This window comes from Neisseria sp. HMSC073G10 (genome assembly GCF_001812605.1).
Classification (GTDB): domain Bacteria; phylum Pseudomonadota; class Gammaproteobacteria; order Burkholderiales; family Neisseriaceae; genus Neisseria; species Neisseria subflava_A.
The window spans coordinates 1-1,370 of sequence record NZ_KV809531.1 but is presented as its reverse complement, the minus strand read 5'-3'; the positions used below and the strand labels follow the sequence as shown (position 1 = coordinate 1,370).

At 33.5% G+C, this 1,370-nt stretch carries 2 protein-coding genes; both read left to right on the top strand.

From position 1 onward, the window contains the following. Positions 1-54 precede the first annotated feature (54 nt). Positions 55-363: a hypothetical protein gene (locus HMPREF2865_RS07290; RefSeq protein WP_070646581.1), complete on the top strand. Its 309-nt coding sequence runs from the start codon at positions 55-57 to the stop codon at positions 361-363. Further along, on the top strand, positions 356-1,370 hold a 1,015-nt coding region (locus tag HMPREF2865_RS07285), incomplete at its 3' end, for an IgG-binding virulence factor TspB family protein (protein ID WP_141752530.1). The genes HMPREF2865_RS07290 and HMPREF2865_RS07285, both read left to right, overlap by 8 nt.

Sequence of the window (1,370 nt, the reverse complement as noted above, 5' to 3'; positions counted from 1 at the left end):
TATTCGGGTAATGGCAAAATCTAACTTTCAGCAAAAATTACGAAAGTTAGCATTATGTTTATTAGAATTTTTAATCTTGTTTTTTTTATTCTATATACATTTCATTTTTTAAATATTATTTTTATTCCTAATGAAATTAGATATTCAATTATGGCATTGTATCTAGTTATTAATTTATTAGGTTTTATTCAAAAAAAATCTAAATCTAATATTAAATTTTCTGATAATGATGACTTTTATTTAATGAATACAACTCCAAAAAAACCAAGCCCTAAAGATCCTGATATGGTCAAGTTTATGTCTGATTTAAATGAATCCATAGAGAATAAGAAAATAGAGAAAATAAAAGTTAAAAATGAATAAATTTATCATTCCGTTATTAGTTTTATTTACTTCTAGCTTTGCTATTGCCGGCGAAATTCAAGTTAATAATTCAAAGAATATCACTTATACAAAACAACATACTGAACATTGGGATAAAAAACCGTGGGCGCGTTCTGTATCTGATAATTCGTATAGAAAATTCCAAACCGAGGCAATGAAGGCTAGATATGAAGGCTATTTGTCAAAACAGACTGTAAGTGCGACTGTTGAAGCCCAAGTATCCCGAAAAGCCGTACTTTCAGGCGCATTTGGCCTGGTAAAAAAAGGAGCAGCATTAGGTACACGTTTATCAGGTTGGGGTACAGCTGCTTATTTTGCATACGAAGCCTATCAAGCTGTTAAATCTCCATTGGAAGCAGAAGGCTATAAATGGGATGAATCTAAAGAAGAATTTTTTAAATATTGGGCTGCTCGAAATTGCATTTGGATTGAAGAAAATGGAAAAATTATAGATGTTTCCTGCTTTGGCGTTGATTCTTCAGTAATTCGTGCAATGGAAAAAGGCGGTAAAAGTGAGTTAGACGCTAAAAAGCTTATGGAATCACAAATGCAGTCAGTTGCAAATGGATTCTGGAATAAAAGGGCAAAAGAACTTGATTTAGATGACGGCGAAGATGTTTATTTTTGGCAAAAATTTAAAGTTCAAAAATGTAATTTTGACCTTAACGGCGGAGAATGCAACGTCTCATTTAAAGGAGATGTAAGAACTCCTATTCACTTTCGTTTAAAACAAAATGATAAAGAACTTTTGGATTTAGAAAAATTCCTACAAATCGCTACCCCATCTATTGACGGCAATCCTACGCCTTTTGTAGAAGGCACAGGCAAACCAGAATATAACGAAAAAGTAAAAGTTCCTGCCGGAACAGTCGTAACCATTGGCCCTGTCACTCCCGAAAATGGCAAACCGGTTCAAATTACCATTACTTTCGGCCAAGATTCAAACGGCAATTCAACTGCAAAAGTTGAAACAACGCAGCGTCCTG

Bases quoted from the DNA above. Each gene is read 5' to 3' on its own strand.
- HMPREF2865_RS07290 (WP_070646581.1), top strand. From the start codon at position 55: ATGTTTATTAGAATTTTTAATCTTGTTTTTTTTATTCTATATACATTT.